Annotated in this window: 17 protein-coding genes; 15 read left to right on the top strand and 2 right to left on the bottom strand. The window is 41.0% G+C overall.

What is annotated here, in order from left to right; translation table 11 throughout:
• Nucleotides 1-4: 4 nt before the first annotated feature.
• The 3 genes from ACMFNG_RS03225 to ACMFNG_RS03215 are packed head-to-tail and all read left to right on the top strand — an operon-like array spanning nucleotide 5 to nucleotide 2,995.
• Nucleotides 5-1,213, top strand: coding sequence for a hypothetical protein (locus tag ACMFNG_RS03225; protein WP_011011172.1), 1,209 nt, complete (start codon nucleotides 5-7; stop codon nucleotides 1,211-1,213).
• A 5-nt stretch (nucleotides 1,214-1,218) separates the two neighbouring features.
• Nucleotides 1,219-1,902, top strand: coding sequence for a fibrillarin-like rRNA/tRNA 2'-O-methyltransferase (locus tag ACMFNG_RS03220; RefSeq protein WP_011011171.1), 684 nt, complete (start codon nucleotides 1,219-1,221; stop codon nucleotides 1,900-1,902).
• A gap of 34 nt (nucleotides 1,903-1,936) precedes the next feature.
• Nucleotides 1,937-2,995: a glycosyltransferase gene (locus tag ACMFNG_RS03215; RefSeq protein ID WP_014835486.1), complete on the top strand. Its 1,059-nt coding sequence runs from the start codon at nucleotides 1,937-1,939 to the stop codon at nucleotides 2,993-2,995.
• Here the strand turns inward: ACMFNG_RS03215 and ACMFNG_RS03210 are convergent.
• On the bottom strand, nucleotides 2,988-4,640 hold the full coding sequence (locus ACMFNG_RS03210; RefSeq protein ID WP_014835487.1) for a DUF4910 domain-containing protein: 1,653 nt from the start codon (nucleotides 4,638-4,640) through the stop codon (nucleotides 2,988-2,990). The two genes, ACMFNG_RS03215 and ACMFNG_RS03210, sit on opposite strands and share 8 nt — an antisense overlap.
• 71 nt (nucleotides 4,641-4,711) lie before the next feature.
• Here ACMFNG_RS03210 and ACMFNG_RS03205 point away from each other — a divergent pair, with 71 nt between their 5' ends.
• The 8 genes from ACMFNG_RS03205 to ACMFNG_RS03170 all read left to right on the top strand — a co-directional run bounded on the left by ACMFNG_RS03205 (nucleotide 4,712) and on the right by ACMFNG_RS03170 (nucleotide 10,872).
• Complete coding sequence (locus ACMFNG_RS03205) at nucleotides 4,712-5,080, top strand: cupin domain-containing protein (RefSeq protein WP_011011168.1); 369 nt, start codon at nucleotides 4,712-4,714, stop codon at nucleotides 5,078-5,080.
• Between the two features lie 62 nt (nucleotides 5,081-5,142).
• Nucleotides 5,143-5,478: a transcriptional regulator gene (locus ACMFNG_RS03200; RefSeq protein WP_011011167.1), complete on the top strand. Its 336-nt coding sequence runs from the start codon at nucleotides 5,143-5,145 to the stop codon at nucleotides 5,476-5,478.
• 8 nt (nucleotides 5,479-5,486) lie between these two features.
• Nucleotides 5,487-5,954, top strand: coding sequence for an Lrp/AsnC family transcriptional regulator (locus tag ACMFNG_RS03195; protein ID WP_011011166.1), 468 nt, complete (start codon nucleotides 5,487-5,489; stop codon nucleotides 5,952-5,954).
• Nucleotides 5,955-5,962: 8 nt separating this feature from the next.
• The gene (locus ACMFNG_RS03190) at nucleotides 5,963-8,473 is read left to right on the top strand and encodes a DEAD/DEAH box helicase (protein ID WP_011011165.1); all 2,511 of its coding nucleotides are present in this window, start codon (nucleotides 5,963-5,965) and stop codon (nucleotides 8,471-8,473) included.
• Nucleotides 8,470-9,063 (top strand): exosome complex RNA-binding protein Csl4, encoded by a 594-nt coding sequence (locus ACMFNG_RS03185; RefSeq protein ID WP_011011164.1) that lies wholly within the window; start codon nucleotides 8,470-8,472, stop codon nucleotides 9,061-9,063. The genes ACMFNG_RS03190 and ACMFNG_RS03185 overlap by 4 nt, the downstream gene beginning before the upstream one ends.
• The gene (locus tag ACMFNG_RS03180; RefSeq protein WP_011011163.1) at nucleotides 9,060-9,719 is read left to right on the top strand and encodes a DUF2067 family protein; all 660 of its coding nucleotides are present in this window, start codon (nucleotides 9,060-9,062) and stop codon (nucleotides 9,717-9,719) included. Before ACMFNG_RS03185 ends, ACMFNG_RS03180 begins: the two co-directional genes overlap by 4 nt.
• Entirely contained in the window at nucleotides 9,679-9,966 is a 288-nt protein-coding gene (locus ACMFNG_RS03175) for a DNA-directed RNA polymerase subunit L (protein ID WP_011011162.1), read from the top strand. Before ACMFNG_RS03180 ends, ACMFNG_RS03175 begins: the two co-directional genes overlap by 41 nt.
• Nucleotides 9,967-10,872: a DNA cytosine methyltransferase gene (locus ACMFNG_RS03170; protein WP_011011161.1), complete on the top strand. Its 906-nt coding sequence runs from the start codon at nucleotides 9,967-9,969 to the stop codon at nucleotides 10,870-10,872.
• On the opposite strand, the gene queC is transcribed toward ACMFNG_RS03170, so the two are convergent.
• Nucleotides 10,856-11,578 (bottom strand): 7-cyano-7-deazaguanine synthase QueC, encoded by a 723-nt coding sequence (gene queC, locus ACMFNG_RS03165; protein ID WP_011011160.1) that lies wholly within the window; start codon nucleotides 11,576-11,578, stop codon nucleotides 10,856-10,858. The two genes, ACMFNG_RS03170 and queC, sit on opposite strands and share 17 nt — an antisense overlap.
• 55 nt (nucleotides 11,579-11,633) lie before the next feature.
• Here queC and ACMFNG_RS03160 point away from each other — a divergent pair, with 55 nt between their 5' ends.
• Genes ACMFNG_RS03160 through ACMFNG_RS03145 form a run of 4 tightly spaced genes read left to right on the top strand, consistent with a single transcriptional unit; the run spans nucleotide 11,634 to nucleotide 15,666 of the window.
• A complete protein-coding gene (locus tag ACMFNG_RS03160; RefSeq protein ID WP_011011159.1) occupies nucleotides 11,634-12,302 on the top strand; it encodes a hypothetical protein in 669 nt (222 codons plus the stop codon).
• Nucleotides 12,302-13,270, top strand: coding sequence for an oligosaccharide repeat unit polymerase family protein (locus tag ACMFNG_RS03155; RefSeq protein ID WP_011011158.1), 969 nt, complete (start codon nucleotides 12,302-12,304; stop codon nucleotides 13,268-13,270). Before ACMFNG_RS03160 ends, ACMFNG_RS03155 begins: the two co-directional genes overlap by 1 nt.
• On the top strand, nucleotides 13,257-14,291 hold the full coding sequence (locus ACMFNG_RS03150) for a hypothetical protein (RefSeq protein WP_011011157.1): 1,035 nt from the start codon (nucleotides 13,257-13,259) through the stop codon (nucleotides 14,289-14,291). The genes ACMFNG_RS03155 and ACMFNG_RS03150 overlap by 14 nt, the downstream gene beginning before the upstream one ends.
• Nucleotides 14,281-15,666, top strand: a complete 1,386-nt coding sequence (locus ACMFNG_RS03145; protein ID WP_011011156.1) for an ArnT family glycosyltransferase — start codon at nucleotides 14,281-14,283, stop codon at nucleotides 15,664-15,666. Before ACMFNG_RS03150 ends, ACMFNG_RS03145 begins: the two co-directional genes overlap by 11 nt.
• The last annotated feature ends 56 nt before the right edge of the window (nucleotides 15,667-15,722 follow it).

Genomic DNA, 15,722 nt, shown 5'->3' with positions numbered 1-15,722 from the left:
GATAATGAAAGCCTTTATTTCAGAGAACGTTAGGGGAATCTACGCATTTGACGAAAATGGGAATTTGATAGAAAAGAGGTACTTCACCGATAAGCCGGAGAAAGTGCTCGACCAGTTGCTCAAAGGGGAAATAACAAAGGATTTAGAGGAACTTCTAAACAGCCTAAAAGAGAAAGGCTACGATGAATTTGTCTTTGAGCACCCAGAACTCAGCAGAAGGGCAAAGGAACTCGGCTTTAGTGCAACAACAGAATTTCCAAACATCGCAGGAGAAAGACTTAGGAGCAACCCAGAAGAGTTCCTGGGAGAGAACTGGTTCGAGGAGTACTACAAGGTTGGAGTAGCCCTAACGAGAATGAGAATCCAAGAGCAGAGTGGTGCAAGAGACAAGATGGTAATTCAAGCAATAGAGGCATTAGATGATGTGGATAAGGTAATCAACCTTCTTGTAGCTAGGTTGAGGGAGTGGTACTCTCTCCACTTCCCAGAGTTGGATGAGCTACTTCCAAAGCACCCACAGTATGTGGCCTTTGTTAAAACGGTCGGACATAGGGATAACATAAACGAAGAGGTGCTCAGGGAACTTGGTCTAAGTGAGGAGAAGATAAAGAAGATTCTCGAGGCCAAGGAGAAAACAATGGGTGCATGGATGGATCAGACTGATATAGAGGTAGTTAGGCAACTTGCAGAGGAAATAGACAGGCTTTATCAGCTCAGAAAGAAGTTGGAGGATTACATAGACAGGGCAATGGACGATGTCGCGCCAAACCTAAAGGCACTGGTTGGAGCAAAGCTCGCTGCAAGGCTAATAAGCTTAGCTGGAGGATTGAGAGAATTGGCAATGATGCCCTCATCAACGATTCAAGTGCTTGGTGCAGAAAAAGCTTTGTTCAGACACTTAAGGACTGGTGCAAAGCCACCAAAGCACGGTGTCATCTACCAATACCCGGCCATAAACCGCTCTCCATGGTGGCAGAGAGGTAAGATAGCTAGAGCTTTAGCCGGAAAGCTAGCCATAGCTGCAAGAGTTGACTACTTCTCGGGAGAATACATAGCTGAAGAGCTTAAGAAGGAGCTAGAGGCTAGGATAAGGGAAATCAAAGAGAAGTATCCAAAGCCGCCAAAGAGGAAGAGAGAAGAAAGAAAAGGCAAGAAACCATGGAAGAAGGATAAGAAAAAGAAGAAAAAGAAGGAAAAGCCCAGAAGGAGGTGATTTAAATGGTTGAGGTTAAAAAGCACAAGTTCCCTGGGGTCTACGTAGTTATTGACGATGACGGGAGCGAGAAGATAGCAACGAAGAACCTAGTCCCAGGGCAGAGGGTTTACGGTGAGAGGGTTATAAAGTGGGAAGGAGAGGAATACAGAATATGGAATCCTCACCGCTCAAAGCTCGGGGCAGCTATAGTTAACGGCCTAAAGAACTTCCCGATAAAGCCAGGAAAGAGCGTTCTCTACCTAGGAATAGCCAGCGGTACTACGGCATCCCACGTAAGCGACATAGTTGGCTGGGAAGGAAAAATCTATGGAATAGAGTTCTCTCCAAGAGTTCTTAGAGAGCTCGTTCCGATTGTAGAGGAGAGAAGGAATATAATCCCAATCCTAGGAGATGCAACAAAGCCAGAAGAGTACAGGGCATTGGTCACGAAAGTTGATGTGATTTTTGAGGATGTTGCCCAACCAACCCAAGCAAAGATACTCATAGACAATGCTAAGGCATACCTCAAGAGAGGCGGTTATGGAATGATAGCTGTGAAGAGCAGGAGCATTGACGTAACTAAGGAGCCAGAACAGGTCTTTAAGGAAGTTGAAAGGGAACTTTCAGAGTACTTCGAGGTCATTGAAAGGTTAAACCTTGAGCCATATGAAAAGGACCACGCTCTGTTCGTTGTCAGAAAGCCTTAAATCTTCTTCCTTTTTCTTATTCTGGGGCTAAATAATGAAGGTATCAGTGATAATACCCACATATAATGAGAGGGAAAATCTTGAGGAGCTCTTTTCTAGGATTGATAATGCATTACAAGGTCTTAATTATGAAATAGTTGTTGTAGATGACGATTCTCCAGACAGGACATGGGAAAAGGCCCAGGAGCTAAGTTCAAAGTATCCAGTAAAGGTTATTAGAAGAACCAAGGAAAAAGGCCTATCATCAGCTGTAATAAGGGGATTTAAAGAGGCCAGCGGCGATGTCTTTGTCGTGATGGATGCAGACCTTCAGCATCCACCAGAAGTAATTCCAAAGCTTATTGAGGCAATAAAAAACGGGTCAGATATAGCGATTGGAAGTAGGTACGTTAAAGGGGGAAAAGTAGAGAACTGGCCTTTCTACAGGAAGTTAATCTCCAAGGGAGCGATAATGGTTGGGAGAATTGCCCTGCCAAAAATTAGAGACATAAAGGACCCAGTAAGCGGATTTTTTGCACTAAGGAAGGAAGTCGTCGAAGGAGTTGAGCTAAACCCCATAGGCTTTAAGATTTTAATGGAGATTCTAATAAAAGGGAAGTACAGCAAGGTCGTTGAAGTTCCCTTCACATTTGGAATTAGAGCAAGGGGGGAGAGCAAGCTCAAAGGAAAAACCATATTCGAATACTTGAGGCATATTTATAGACTTATGAAATGGGAGGGAGAAATTGATAGAATAGTGAAGTTCTCGATAGTAGGACTTTCTGGCATTTTAGTCAATGAGGGATTTCTCTGGCTCTTTGTCAACCTGGGAATTCCTAAGGAAATAGCCGTAATTCCAGCCGTTGAGTTATCGATACTCAACAACTTCTTCTGGAACGATATATGGACATTCAAAGATATAAGGAGAGGAAGCATATTCTCAAGACTATTTAAGTTCCACATAGCTGCTCTTAGCGGAGCTGTTGTAAACTTCATAGTCTATTGGATCCTCCTCTTCCTGGGAATTCACTACTTAATTGCAAACCTAGTGGGAATTGTCCTTTCCTTTGGAGTTAGGTACGTAATTAATAGGCACGTAACTTGGGCTACCTAGCTTTTATTACTCCCAGGTCTGCAAGGATCTCTATCGCTCTTTTAACTTTCTCTTCATTTACTTTTCCGTATTCATCTCTTAATGCCTTCCAGGCTTTTTCTTCGGGTAGGACTTCGCTTAACATTAGGAACTCATGAATGTAACAGCTAGTCATTCTGTCATCTTCAACTAAGCGCTCAAATTCTTCACCCTTTTCTTTGTTTATTCTCTTGAGGAACCTCACACTCACTAATCCCTTCCTAGTCCACTCAACCCAACCTTCTTCACTAATCTCCTGGCCCATGGATAATCCTAAGAATTTAGAATCCCTAGAAAGTCCGTTCATGGCCAAAAGCTCAGCAACTTCAAGCTTTCTCTCAATTGAGAGCTCTCCCAAGTACTTCATTAGATACCCCCTCGCCACTCTCTCAATTTCCTCCTTTTTCCCATTAGCTAAAAAGTCTGCAGTCGATACAACGGCCTTTCCAATAATCTCAAGGCTCTCGAGGCTCAACTTTTCTGGAGTATCGGCTGAGGTGTGATAGAATTTGTCTGGCCAAGTTATTGGCATTGTCCCAGGGACTCCAAAGAAGTTGAATATGTCATGGTCACTGCCCATTTCATATGGATAAGTCCTCAGCTTCATTAGTGGGAGTTTATTCCCAGAAAATGTCTTCCCTCCGGAGTTGAACTTCTCAAGGTACATTTCCAAAACTCCTGAAATAACTGAGAACCGTGAAAGAGGCGTTTTTACAAGCATTATTGTGGATTTCGCTCTATCCTCACTACCCCCAACCATATCTAGGTTTATGTTTGCATAAATTTCCTCTAAATTTGCCCTTGGAATGAATGCTTGAGTTCCATGATACTCGGGAATCCAGAGAAATGCAAATCCAACTCTTCCATACTTATCTTTTAATACCCTTGCAATCTCAATTAACATAGCGCTCCCTGAAGCATTATCATTGGCTCCTGGCTTTGGATGGCAGATATGGGCAGAGAAGAGCAGATAAGGAGGCTCCCCAACTTTTGCATAGACAATTGGGAGTATTTCTCTGTCCTTTATCTCCGTAACTACCCTACCTTTAGCTTTTACTCCTCCCTTCTTGGCCTTTGATATTATCTCATTTGCAATGGTTTCAGGAACTGCAACTGCTGGGATTTTGGCCCATTTAAGATCTTCTTTTGTTAAAAAGAGCCCTATATAGGGAAAGGCATTCCCAGTTCCTTTCCTATATGCTATAAATCCTTTGGCTCCAACCTCATTAGCCCTCTCATAGGCATTTCTCCATTTTTCTCCAACCAAAACAATTTTTCCTTCAGCCTTTTCCCAGTCATCTTCATTTAGAATCGGAACTACTTCCCCCTCAAATTCGCCACTTGGGGAATGGGCCATCACCAGGAGGGGAGAGTCTTTTATCGTTAGCTTAGTTTCACCAATCTCTAGTTCTCCCTCAACTACATCCCAAGCGATTGGAGAGGGGAGAGTTAGGTGAATTGTCTTTCCATCGTAAATATCCGCCAAGAACTCCACTTCCAACCCAAGTTCCTTAACTCTGTCATATATGTATTTAGCCGCCTCTACTAAACCGCTAGAACCTTGAATTCTGTGGAACTTAGATATTTCAACAACATTATAAAATACATTTTTTGCATCAAACTGCATAGGCAACCCCAAATAATATCCATAGATTAGTTTAAATACATATATCCCGATATATTTCCTGGTGATGCGAAATGTACATAGGCCATGTTAAGGACACTCCAGAGAAGGAGGTCCCAAATGCCGAAGGAACAACCATAAGATGGCTTATAAGCCCTAAAATAGGAGCAAAGAACTTTGCAATGAGATATTTTGTCATTAAAAAGGGAGGAGAGATACCCATCCACAGTCACGACTGGGAGCACGAAATATTTGTGGTTAAGGGCGAAGGATACCTAACTAAGGATGGAAAGAGTTGGTTTAAGGTAGTCCCTGGGAGTTACATTTACATCCCTCCAAATGAACCACACGGATATAAAAACGAGGATTCCGAAACATTTGAGTTCATCTGCATAATCCCAGCAAAAAGGGAAGCCATACCAGATGATGAATGGGCCGAGTAAAAAAGTTTTTAACCATTTTTTTCTTAATTAACCTATGAAGAAAAGCATTCATAGGTGAGAAAATGGGACAACACAAGAGTATAGAGAGGCTGGAAGAGTTACTAAAAGTAATTGGTCTGAAAAAGAACGAGATCAGGATATATAAGCTTCTCCTCGAAAAGAAAAAGAATATGATGATTAAAGAGATACAAAAAGAGCTAGGAATAAGTGAGAGAAGTGTAAGGGCCCATGTACTAAGTCTCTACAAAAAGGGATTGCTCAAGAGAACACTAGTCCAAAGAGGGTGGCTAGGTTATGCATATACCGCAGTTTCTCCATCCGAACTTCTCAAAAAGATTAAGGAAACGATACTCAGAAACATAGAGGAGATAGAAAAGGAGTTAAAAGACGATGAATAATTAAGACCATGCCAAGCATTGACGAAGTTGATGAGATAATCCTAAGAGAGCTAAGTAAAAATGGAAGAGCTACGCTTACAGAGCTCAGTAGAAAAGTTGGATTAACGCCTGCTGCAATAAAAAATAGAGTAGAGAAGTTAGAGAAGCTTGGTGTAATTAAGGGGTATTCTGCAATAATTGATCACTCCTTTCTAGGCGAGTTCCTAACAGCTCTAATTGAGATTGAGCTAGCAGATCCAGAGAGTGATGAGTTATCAAAGCTTATAAGGCCTATTTTAAAGCTTGAAAACATTAAGGATGTGTATAAGAAAACTGGAGAGTTTCAGCTGACAATTAGAGCAACATTTAGAGATGTCGATAGCTTAAATGAGTTCCTTAAAAAAATTAGGAGAGATTATTTAAAGAACATGGCAAGGAGGATTAAGGTTTCAATAATACTAGAGAACTTTAAAGAAGGTGGGGTAACTCTCCTATAGGTGGTGAGATGTTAATAGTTGTAAGACCAGGAAGAAAAAAGAATGAGCTCGAGGCTTTTATAATTGAAAACCCTCCAGAAAAGCTCTCTCAAAGAAGAAATTTAAAAGCTGATAGGGTAGTTAGGCTCATAATGAGAGATAATAGACTTTTTAAAGCTCTTGAAGGAAGTCAGTATTTAAATCCAAAGGAAGTGGAGAGAGCCCTTAGAAATTCAAGGATAGTTCTGGTGAATGCCAACGAGTGGGAAGAGTACTTTAAGAAGAGGTTAATGAACAAAAGAGTTGAAAAAGCTGACATCTGTAGGCTCTGCCTTCTCAATGGGAAGATTACAGTACTCACTGAGGGAAACAGGATAAGATACAGAGATGAATACATATGTGAAAGTTGTGCCGAGGAGGAGTTGAAGAGAGAGTTAAGATTTCGATTTAATTCCATAGGAATGCTTGAACAGGCAAAGAAGCTTTTAGAGAGATTCAGAGATTTAGACAAGGTGATTTCAATTTTTGATCCATCCTTTGACCCCACTAAGCATCCAGAGATAACAAAATGGGATGAGCTAAAGGCCAAGCATATAAGGGTCGAGAAGATGCATATAGATGAGCTCAACATCCCCGAAGAATTCAAAAAAGTTCTAAAGGCCGAAGGAATAAACGAACTACTCCCCGTTCAGGTGCTAGCGATTAAAAACGGCCTCCTAGAGGGGGAGAATTTATTGGTGGTTTCAGCAACTGCGAGTGGAAAAACTCTAATCGGAGAGCTTGCAGGTATTCCTAAGGCTCTAAAGGGAAAGAAAATGCTGTTCCTAGTTCCTCTAGTAGCTTTAGCAAACCAAAAGTACGAGGACTTCAAGAGAAGATACTCAAAGCTTGGATTAAAAGTAGCCATTAGAGTCGGAATGAGCAGGATAAAGACCAAGGAAGAGCCAATAGTTCTGGATACTGGAACAGATGCACACATAATAGTGGGGACTTACGAAGGAATAGACTACCTTCTCAGAGCTGGTAAAAAGATAGGAAACGTTGGAACGGTTGTAATAGATGAAATACACATGCTCGATGATGAGGAGAGAGGAGCTAGGCTAGATGGGCTCATTGCAAGGTTAAGGAAGCTCTATTCAAATGCCCAATTTATTGGGCTTTCAGCAACCGTAGGAAACCCTCAGGAGTTAGCCAGGAAGCTAGGGATGAAACTAGTGCTTTACGATGAAAGGCCCGTTGACTTAGAGAGGCATTTAATAATTGCGAGAAATGAGAGTGAGAAGTGGAGGTATATAGCTAAGCTGTGCAAAGCCGAGGCCATGAGAAAGAGCGAGAAGGGATTCAAGGGGCAGACGATAGTATTTACATTTTCAAGGAGAAGATGCCATGAGCTTGCCTCATTCCTAACGGGGCAGGGATTGAAGGCTAAGGCCTACCACTCGGGCCTCCCCTATGTTCAGAGAAAGCTTACCGAAATGGAGTTTCAAGCTCAAATGATTGATGTAGTTGTAACAACAGCTGCTTTAGGAGCGGGAGTTGATTTTCCAGCATCCCAAGTCATCTTCGAAAGCTTGGCCATGGGAAACAAGTGGATAACAGTTAGGGAGTTTCACCAAATGCTTGGCAGGGCTGGAAGGCCACAGTACCATGAGAAAGGTAAAGTTTACATAATAGTCGAGCCTGGGAAAAAGTACTCAGCTCAGATGGAGGGAACTGAAGATGAAGTCGCCCTCAAGCTCTTGACTTCACCCATAGAACCAGTAATTGTTGAGTGGAGCGATGAATTTGAAGAGGATAATGTCTTAGCTCATGCCTGTGTGTTTAATAGACTTAAAGTTATTGAAGAAGTTCAATCCCTCTGCCTGGGAGCAAACCAAAGTGCTAAAAATGTTTTGGAAAAACTTATGGAAAAGGGGCTCGTCAAAATATATGGAGATAAAGTTGAAGCAACCCCATATGGAAGGGCGGTGAGCATGAGTTTCCTACTTCCTAGGGAGGCAGAGTTCATCAGAGATAACTTGGAGAGCACTGATCCAATTGAGATAGCAATTAAACTGCTACCGTTCGAAAACGTTTACCTCCCAGGATCGCTCCAGAGGGAAATAGAGTCAGCTGTTAGAGGAAAGATAAGCTCAAACATCTTTTCAAGCTCCTTTGCATCAGTGCTAGAAGAGCTTGACAAGATTATACCCGAAATAAGCCCAAATGCTGCAGAAAGGCTATTCCTAATATACCAAGATTTCTTCAACTGCCCAGAGCAAGACTGTACGGAGTTTGCAATGGAGAGAATTGGGAGAAAGATCATTGACTTAAGAAGAGAGGGATACGAGCCCTCAAAAATCTCTGAGCACTTTAGGAAGGTCTATGCATTAATATTATACCCTGGAGATGTTTTTACATGGTTAGACGGAATTGTGAGAAAACTCGAGGCAATTGAAAGAATAGCCCGAGTGTTCAATAAGAGAAGAGTGGTAGAAGACACAATCAGGGTTAGAAGGGAAATTGAAGAAGGAAAAATTTTGAAGGGTGAGAGACGATGATAGAAGAAAAGAAGAAAACAGTCAAAGACGGAGATTTTGTACTTCCAGGGGATTATCTCGGAGTAATTGAAGAGTATCTCCCAGGAGAAGGAGTCATAGTTGAGGACGGCAATCTTTACTCTACAAGAGCGGGATGGGTCAGAATTAATAAAGATAAAGTTGAGATAAGCCTAGAACCAGCCTCCAGTACTCCACCAATCCCAAAAGTGGGGGACATCGTGTATGCAAGGGTAATAGACATTAAGCAACAAGCAGTCCTCTTGAAGATGATAAAAATTGAGGGAAAGGGAGACAGGGAAATAGCAATGTCAAAGCTGGCTGGGATACATATCTCTCAAGTAAAAGATGGCTTTGTGGAAGACTTAAGAAATGAATTTAGGATTGGTGATATAGTGAGGGCAAGAGTAATTACAGACGAAAAGAGTCCAATTCAGTTGACCACAAAAGATCCAGATCTTGGAGTAGTGTATGCGTTCTGTTCAAAATGCAAAACTCCCTTAGTGAGGAGAGGAAACCAGTTGGTATGTCCTAAGTGTGGAAACGTGGAGACCAGAAAGTTATCGAGCCTATATAGGAAGGTGAAGCTATGAGGGCCAAGAAAGTTATAGTGCTTCACGTGAGAGATGATATAGAGAAAGAAGAATTCATGAAAGAAGTTCAGAGGCTCAATCTCTCGGCATTCATTTACATACATGGAAAGTTAGACTCTCTAAAGGTTAATGTCCAAGGAACAAAAGAAGAAATTAGAGAGGCAATAAGGGCCATAAGAGATGCCCACAAGAGGGTTCGTGGGAGATTATACCCAGACAGGAAAGGATTGTACACATATTATCCCGAAGATATCTTCAGGGAAGCAAACGCGAATATTTCACTCCCAATCCTAATCAAAACTCTTGAGCTTCTAGGGGAGAGAGTGGAAGTAAAAGAAGATTACATAAAATCCTCAATGCCTTGGAGGGAGATAGTTGAGCTTGTAAGGAGATTGAATGAAGTGTTATCTCAAATAGCCCTACAGACAACTAGACAGATAAGGGAAGTTGTTGCTCCAGTATCTGTTGCATATAAAATTGACCCAGAAGAACTTCTAGACCTCCTTGTTGACCTGGGAATAGCAGAGTATAAGGAAGATAAGTTTAAATATGAACTTGTAAAGAACAAAGAGCAGGCGCTAAAGGAGTTGTTAGAGTATTTAGAGGGTGATAAGGATGAAGATAGAAGTGATAAAGAAGGAAGAGAATCTGCTTGAATTTTATCTGGAAGGAGAAGACCATACATTTGCAAACTTATTGGTCGAGACCCTAAGAGAAAATCCACACGTAAAGTTCACAGCATACACAATAGAACACCCAATAACAATGGCAAGAAAGCCCAGGTTTAGGGTAGTTACCGATGGGGAAATAACGCCAGAAGAAGCCCTAGAAGAGGCAGCAAAGAAGATTTTTGAAAGAGCAAAAGAAGTTTTAGAGGCATGGGAGAAGGCGGTGAAGAGCTGAATGCCTTCTGTTATTGATCTTTTTGCTGGAGCTGGAGGCTTTTCTCTTGGATTTAAACTTGCTGGATTCAAAATTATCTCTGCAGTTGAAAATTTTAAGCCAAAAGCCAAGACTTACTCCTTTAATTTTCCCGAGGTTAAAGTGTACGTTTCCGATATAAAGGCTCTAAACCCCAAAGATTTTCCAAAAGCTGATGTTATAATTGGAGGGCCCCCTTGTGAGCCATTTACAGCTATAAATTCCAGAAGAATGGAGAATCCAAAGGATAGGCTGTACAGAGATCCAATAGGCAGGTTAGTTTTAGAATTCATACGGTTTGTAAAGGAAATAAAGCCAAAGGTCTTTGTGATGGAGAATGTCCCCCAGATTATGGAACTCGAAGATTACCTCATAAGAGAGTTCGACAAGGCCGGATATCCCATAGAATTTAACATTTTAAATGCCTTAGACTACGGAGTTCCACAAATTAGAAGAAGAGTCTTCATTTCTAACGTTAAGATAAGGCCAGATAAAGTTAAAGGGCCTAAGAAAGTGTGGGATGTACTTAAAGATGTTCCCTTTGATGCCCCCAACAACGAGCTATTCAATCCCCCCTCCAAAGTGGCAAGAAAAATTCCTTACCTAAAGTGGGGAGAAGGAGCACAGAGATTTGGAAGATTCATGAACTGGGTGAGGCTCCATCCCTACAAGTCAGCCCCGACGGTGAGAGGGAGTAGTAGATTCGTTCATCCGTTTGAAAATAGACCACTAACAGTCAGAGAACAGGCGAGGATAATGGGATTTCCAGACGATTTTGTATTCCTCGGTGGTAGGAACATACAGTTCGATAGCGTAGGAGAAGCTGTCCCACCACCACTGGCAAGGAGTATTGCAGAATTCTTGCTTAGGACTATATCCTGGGAGTAATTGCATAAACTGTTTTATCTTCTCCAATCCCCTCAATAAGACCCTTATGCCTTCTCACACAACTCTCACATTCTCCACAGTGAATTGGCCTTCCATCTTCAGTGAAACCCTTTGGGTTATAACAGGAGTTTGAGTACTCATACTTCGCATTTAGCTCTTTAAGCAACTTTGCAATTCCCCTCTTGTCCAAATCTATTAGAGGGGCAACAACTTTTACCGGATTTAGGGTTGCAAACCTTAGAGCCTCGTTTAACTTTTCCACGAATTCTCTCGAGTTGTCTGGAAATGTTGTAGCTTCCTCAGCATTGAACCCTACAATTATATCTCCCCCACCCAAGGCATCCAGGAGAGATGCAGCAACACTTATTAAAACAAGATTTCTTGCTGGAATCCAGACACTTCTTGCCGTTTCGCTCGCTTTCTCAATATCCTCCAGCTCTTCTGCAGTTACTCTTGGAACTTCTCCACCCACAAGAGAGCTACCCCTTATTTCCGAGAATTCCTTCAAAAAATCCAGCTTAACAATTTTTAACCTTACGTCTAACTCTTTTGAGAAGTACTCCGCTACCTTGTTTGTAACTCTTTCCTCGTTGCTTCCATAGTTTACGGTGAGCATAATGACCTCATCATACTGCTTTTTAGCCCAGTACAGGCATGCTGTACTATCCAATCCTCCAGAAAACAGAACAACTGCTCTTCGTTTCATGGCAATGATTAAGTTTTAATATCTTTTTATGCTTTTTCCATATAGGGGGTAGTAAATGGACAAGCTAACGAAAGTAGTTCTTATTGCCATAGTTATTATTGGAATAGTAGGAGTTGCCATAACGCTCTCGGTAAAGCACTATCAGGGTGGAGAGATTTACGAGGCTTCAAATGACGCTATGAATTATCTCGTGAGAGGATTTAACGTCACTATTAAAGTTGAAACTGTTGATGGAAAGATTATCTCAGGAGAATTATTTTCCGCTCAGGGATCAACGATCACGATTATTGTAAATGGAACTAGAGTAACAGTCGGGGGGCCAGCCGCCACAAAAGAAAATTTCAGGGCAAAGCATATAGAGGTAATAAAGAGGGGAAAAGTTTACGTCTATGAAGTCCCAGGAACTGAGGGAGAGGGATATGAGGAGTTCTCTAAATATATAAAGGAAGAAACGTACTCAGAGAGGTTCAGCGGAACTATATACGTTGAGAACATAAGCATAATAGAAATTGGGAAGCTAAAATACCTTGCCGATTACACAACTTATGGCTCAATAACAATAAATAAAATTTCTGGAAACAATGCAATTTTAACTGCCAGCATGGTTCCTGTAGAGATACTTAGAGACAACTTGAAAGGAAAGAGGGTATTTTTCTATGGGATCTTGCTTGTAAACTCCGAAAACAGGACACATAAGCTTACTTTAATAGAGGTGAGAAGCTAATGAGAGGACTGCCTCTAGCGATTCCAATTTTCCTCACGGCCTTTGTTTCCCTGGGATTGGCTAGGATTAAGACCATAGGGGTAGTTAGTTTATTTTCAATTCTGTTTGTCTATGGATATAACCTCGGAAGCAAGAAGGGTGGAAAACTTAAGCTGAATCCCATTAAGGAAGAAGTTTGGTGGGGATACATAGGATTAATCCTCTCCCTCCTGGCAATAGTTGCAAATCTCGTTAAAGTTGGAGACATACCAGTTTTCCATCCATATTTGAGAACCTCACTAAATCCAAAGCTAACAGCACTTACCTATCTCTTTGGAGTTCCCTCCTCAGTATACTTAGTTTTAAAGGGAAAAAAGATTGGATTCTCATTTCCTTTTCTAGTTGCTCTTTACGGATATAGAACTCCTATACTAACTTCAGCAATAGCCTTAGCCCTCCCATACTTGTATGAGATGAAAGAAGGAACTATAAAGAAAGGTCTCCTAGTGGGAGTTATAGGAGGCATAGTTGCGCTACTTCTCTCAATACTTAGGGGAAGCACAGAATTCCTAGTTCGAATTCAAGGGACAACTTCTGTTCTCGACGTTATAGTGAAAAGGTGTAGCCTAGTAGGGTTTTATCATGGAGAGCTACAATTTTCTGGAATAACCTCTTACTTAACTGGAGGACTAGGGCCCAGGATGCTGATCTCTAGATATTTAGGTGTTTCTGGAGTTACAACAACGGCAACTCTCATAGGAGGAATGTATCTAGATTTCGGAATCCTTTCGGGAATTGAAATGTTTTTCCTGGGAATGTATTATGGAGCCATGGAAAATTTGAAGTCAAATGTGGGGAGGGCCCTCTACTATTCTACCTTAGCCTACGGGATAGTTGGAGTTGAAACTGGAATTTTGGATCTTCCCGTTTATCTGATGTTTATTTTAGCCCTCATAGTTTTCTGGAGGGAAAGTCATGCTAAAGCTTGAGAAAACATTCATATTTTTTAACCTCCTATTTCTTCTTTCAGCTGTTATTGGGGAAGTTCTTTGTTTTCATGCCGTACCAAAAATCTTTCCACTTTTGTATGCCCTAGCGTTTATAGGAGCAATAATCTTGGGAATTAAGTCTAACTTTAATTTTCCCAGGTATGGATGGATAATTCTGAGTATTTTGGTTGGTATAAAGATAGGGCTTGAATGGATAGCTTTCATAGCTTTTGGAGCAATCTGTCTTCTCCTATTCTCAAAGAAAAAAATTCAAGAAAAAGACAAAATGCTCTTCACATTGTCTGTTCTCATTGCGATTATTCTCCCACTAATTCCAGCTTTCTATGGGATAGTCCCAATACTAGAGCCTCAAAAAAGGTTTGAGCCCCTTGCAATCTCTTACGTTCTCTCAGGCTATTCCTTAGCTCTCGCAATTTCAATTTACCCCTCTCTAACTTTACTAGTCCTAGGCATAATTATCTCGGCAATCTCAACCTTTAGAATCGTGGCCCTCTTAGTTTTATTGGCGTATGTCTATTCTACATATCCAAAGCTTAACAAAAAAGCATTGGTAATCGGGGGGATAGGTGTCATTGTAGCGTTTTTACTCAGGGGAATGGCCGAACCGAGTTACAACTTTATTCAAGGAGCTCTCTGCAGACCTGCCTTTACTTATCTCGTCTATGAAAGAATTTTCCACATAACGATGCCCTGGGGGAAGTTGCTTATCCTCCCCACACTAATCCCCGGATACAAGGTAGCCTCATTCTTTGGTACAAACGTTAGGTATACATACACAATTTATGGCCAGCCTGCATTTGATTTTGGAGTGCTTGGACTGCTAGAAGGTTTAATCTTGGGAGTTGCAATCAGGGAAGCTCGAGGAGTAAAGTGGGCTCATGCATTTTTACTCTCGATTTTAACAGTATTCATTGAGATAGGATTAGATGTACCTAAATTGACCACAATATTTTTATTGGCATTCATTAGTAAAGCTTTTGTGATGAAGAATGAAAGATAAGATAAGATTACTAGCGGTAGTAATCCCCCTGATAATAGGAATTTTAACGTTTCCCCCAAACTCAACGCTCACATATGATGGAGCCCTCTATATAAATATTGCAAGGAGCATTGCTCGGGGTGAGGGGTTTACTTATCAGGGCGTTTATATGATGTATAGGCCACCTCTGTATCCATATACTCTAAGTTTATTTTTCAAATTCCTTCCCTATGACTTCCACCTGCCTGCAAGTAGGATTATCTCCCTTCTGTTTTACACCCTAACAGCACTATTAACCTATGAAATTGGAAAGATGTTATTGGGAAGTAGAAAGTTTGGAATAATTGCATCACTTCTCTATGTCTTCAACCCTTTGGCATTTACAATGGCTAAGAGAACCCTCGTTCATTCTGAATTCACTTTCTTCTTTACGCTTTCCATGTACCTCTTTTATTTGGGGGAAAGAGAGAATAGGGAACTTTATACTGTTTTATCGTTTTTCTTCGCTGGACTGACAATATTAGCGAGATATACTGGACTAGTGATCCTGGGAGTTTTTGTTGTGTACCTATACCTAACAAGGGAGTGGAATTGGATAAAAGAGAGAAGGTATATAATCGGCCTCCTAATACTACTTCTTACTCTCTCTCCCTGGCTCTATCTTGGCCATCTCCACTATGGAGGAGCATTTAGGCCCTTTAAGATAGCCTCTAGAGTAGTGACACTTGACAAGCCAGTTTCGACTTTTGAATTCTTTGAACTACTTGTAAAGGACATAGGTTATATCCCCCTTTTCCTTTTGGCCCTGGGAATATTCTTCACAAAAAGAAATGAAAAAGGGTTGCTAGTTCTTTCCTGGTTTTTTGTGGGCTTAATGGGAATACTCACCGTGACACATAAAGAGACGAGATTTATAACATTTACAACCCCTGCTATGGCCCTAATAATGGCAAAAGGTATCCAAGGAGTTGTGGAAAAAACAAAGAACATTCCCCATAAGGCAATTTTTGAGGGTATTGGGGTAGGTGTCATTTTAATACTCTTATTCAATGCCTCATATAACTTGCAAGAATTTTGGAACAAAACTGGTAGAGGAGAGACAGAAGTTCTCTCCTGGGCTTCCAAGAATTATAACGCGAGAACGGTTCTAGTAACACCTTACCTATATACATATGCTGGCTATTTCTTCCCTGAGTCCAAAGTAGAAATGATAACGGAGAGAAACTACAACGAAGTTGTCGAAAAAATTAAACAAGGCTATTATGACCTCGTGATCATTAAGGGCGGGACTATAATTTTAGAAGGAGAGAGACTTAAAGGAGACGTCAACAATAGATATACATTAGTCAAAACATTTTACGATGGCTTGTACAAAATTTTTGAAAGGAATAGATAGTCAAATGCTCATCATTTAGTTTTATGACAATAATGAACATCAAACCCCTTCTTGAT

It is taken from the genome of Pyrococcus woesei (genome assembly GCF_050496105.1).
Taxonomy (GTDB): Archaea; Methanobacteriota_B; Thermococci; order Thermococcales; family Thermococcaceae; genus Pyrococcus; species Pyrococcus furiosus.
Note: the sequence above shows the minus strand (reverse complement) of the source record. Positions and strands in the feature narration are given on the sequence as shown.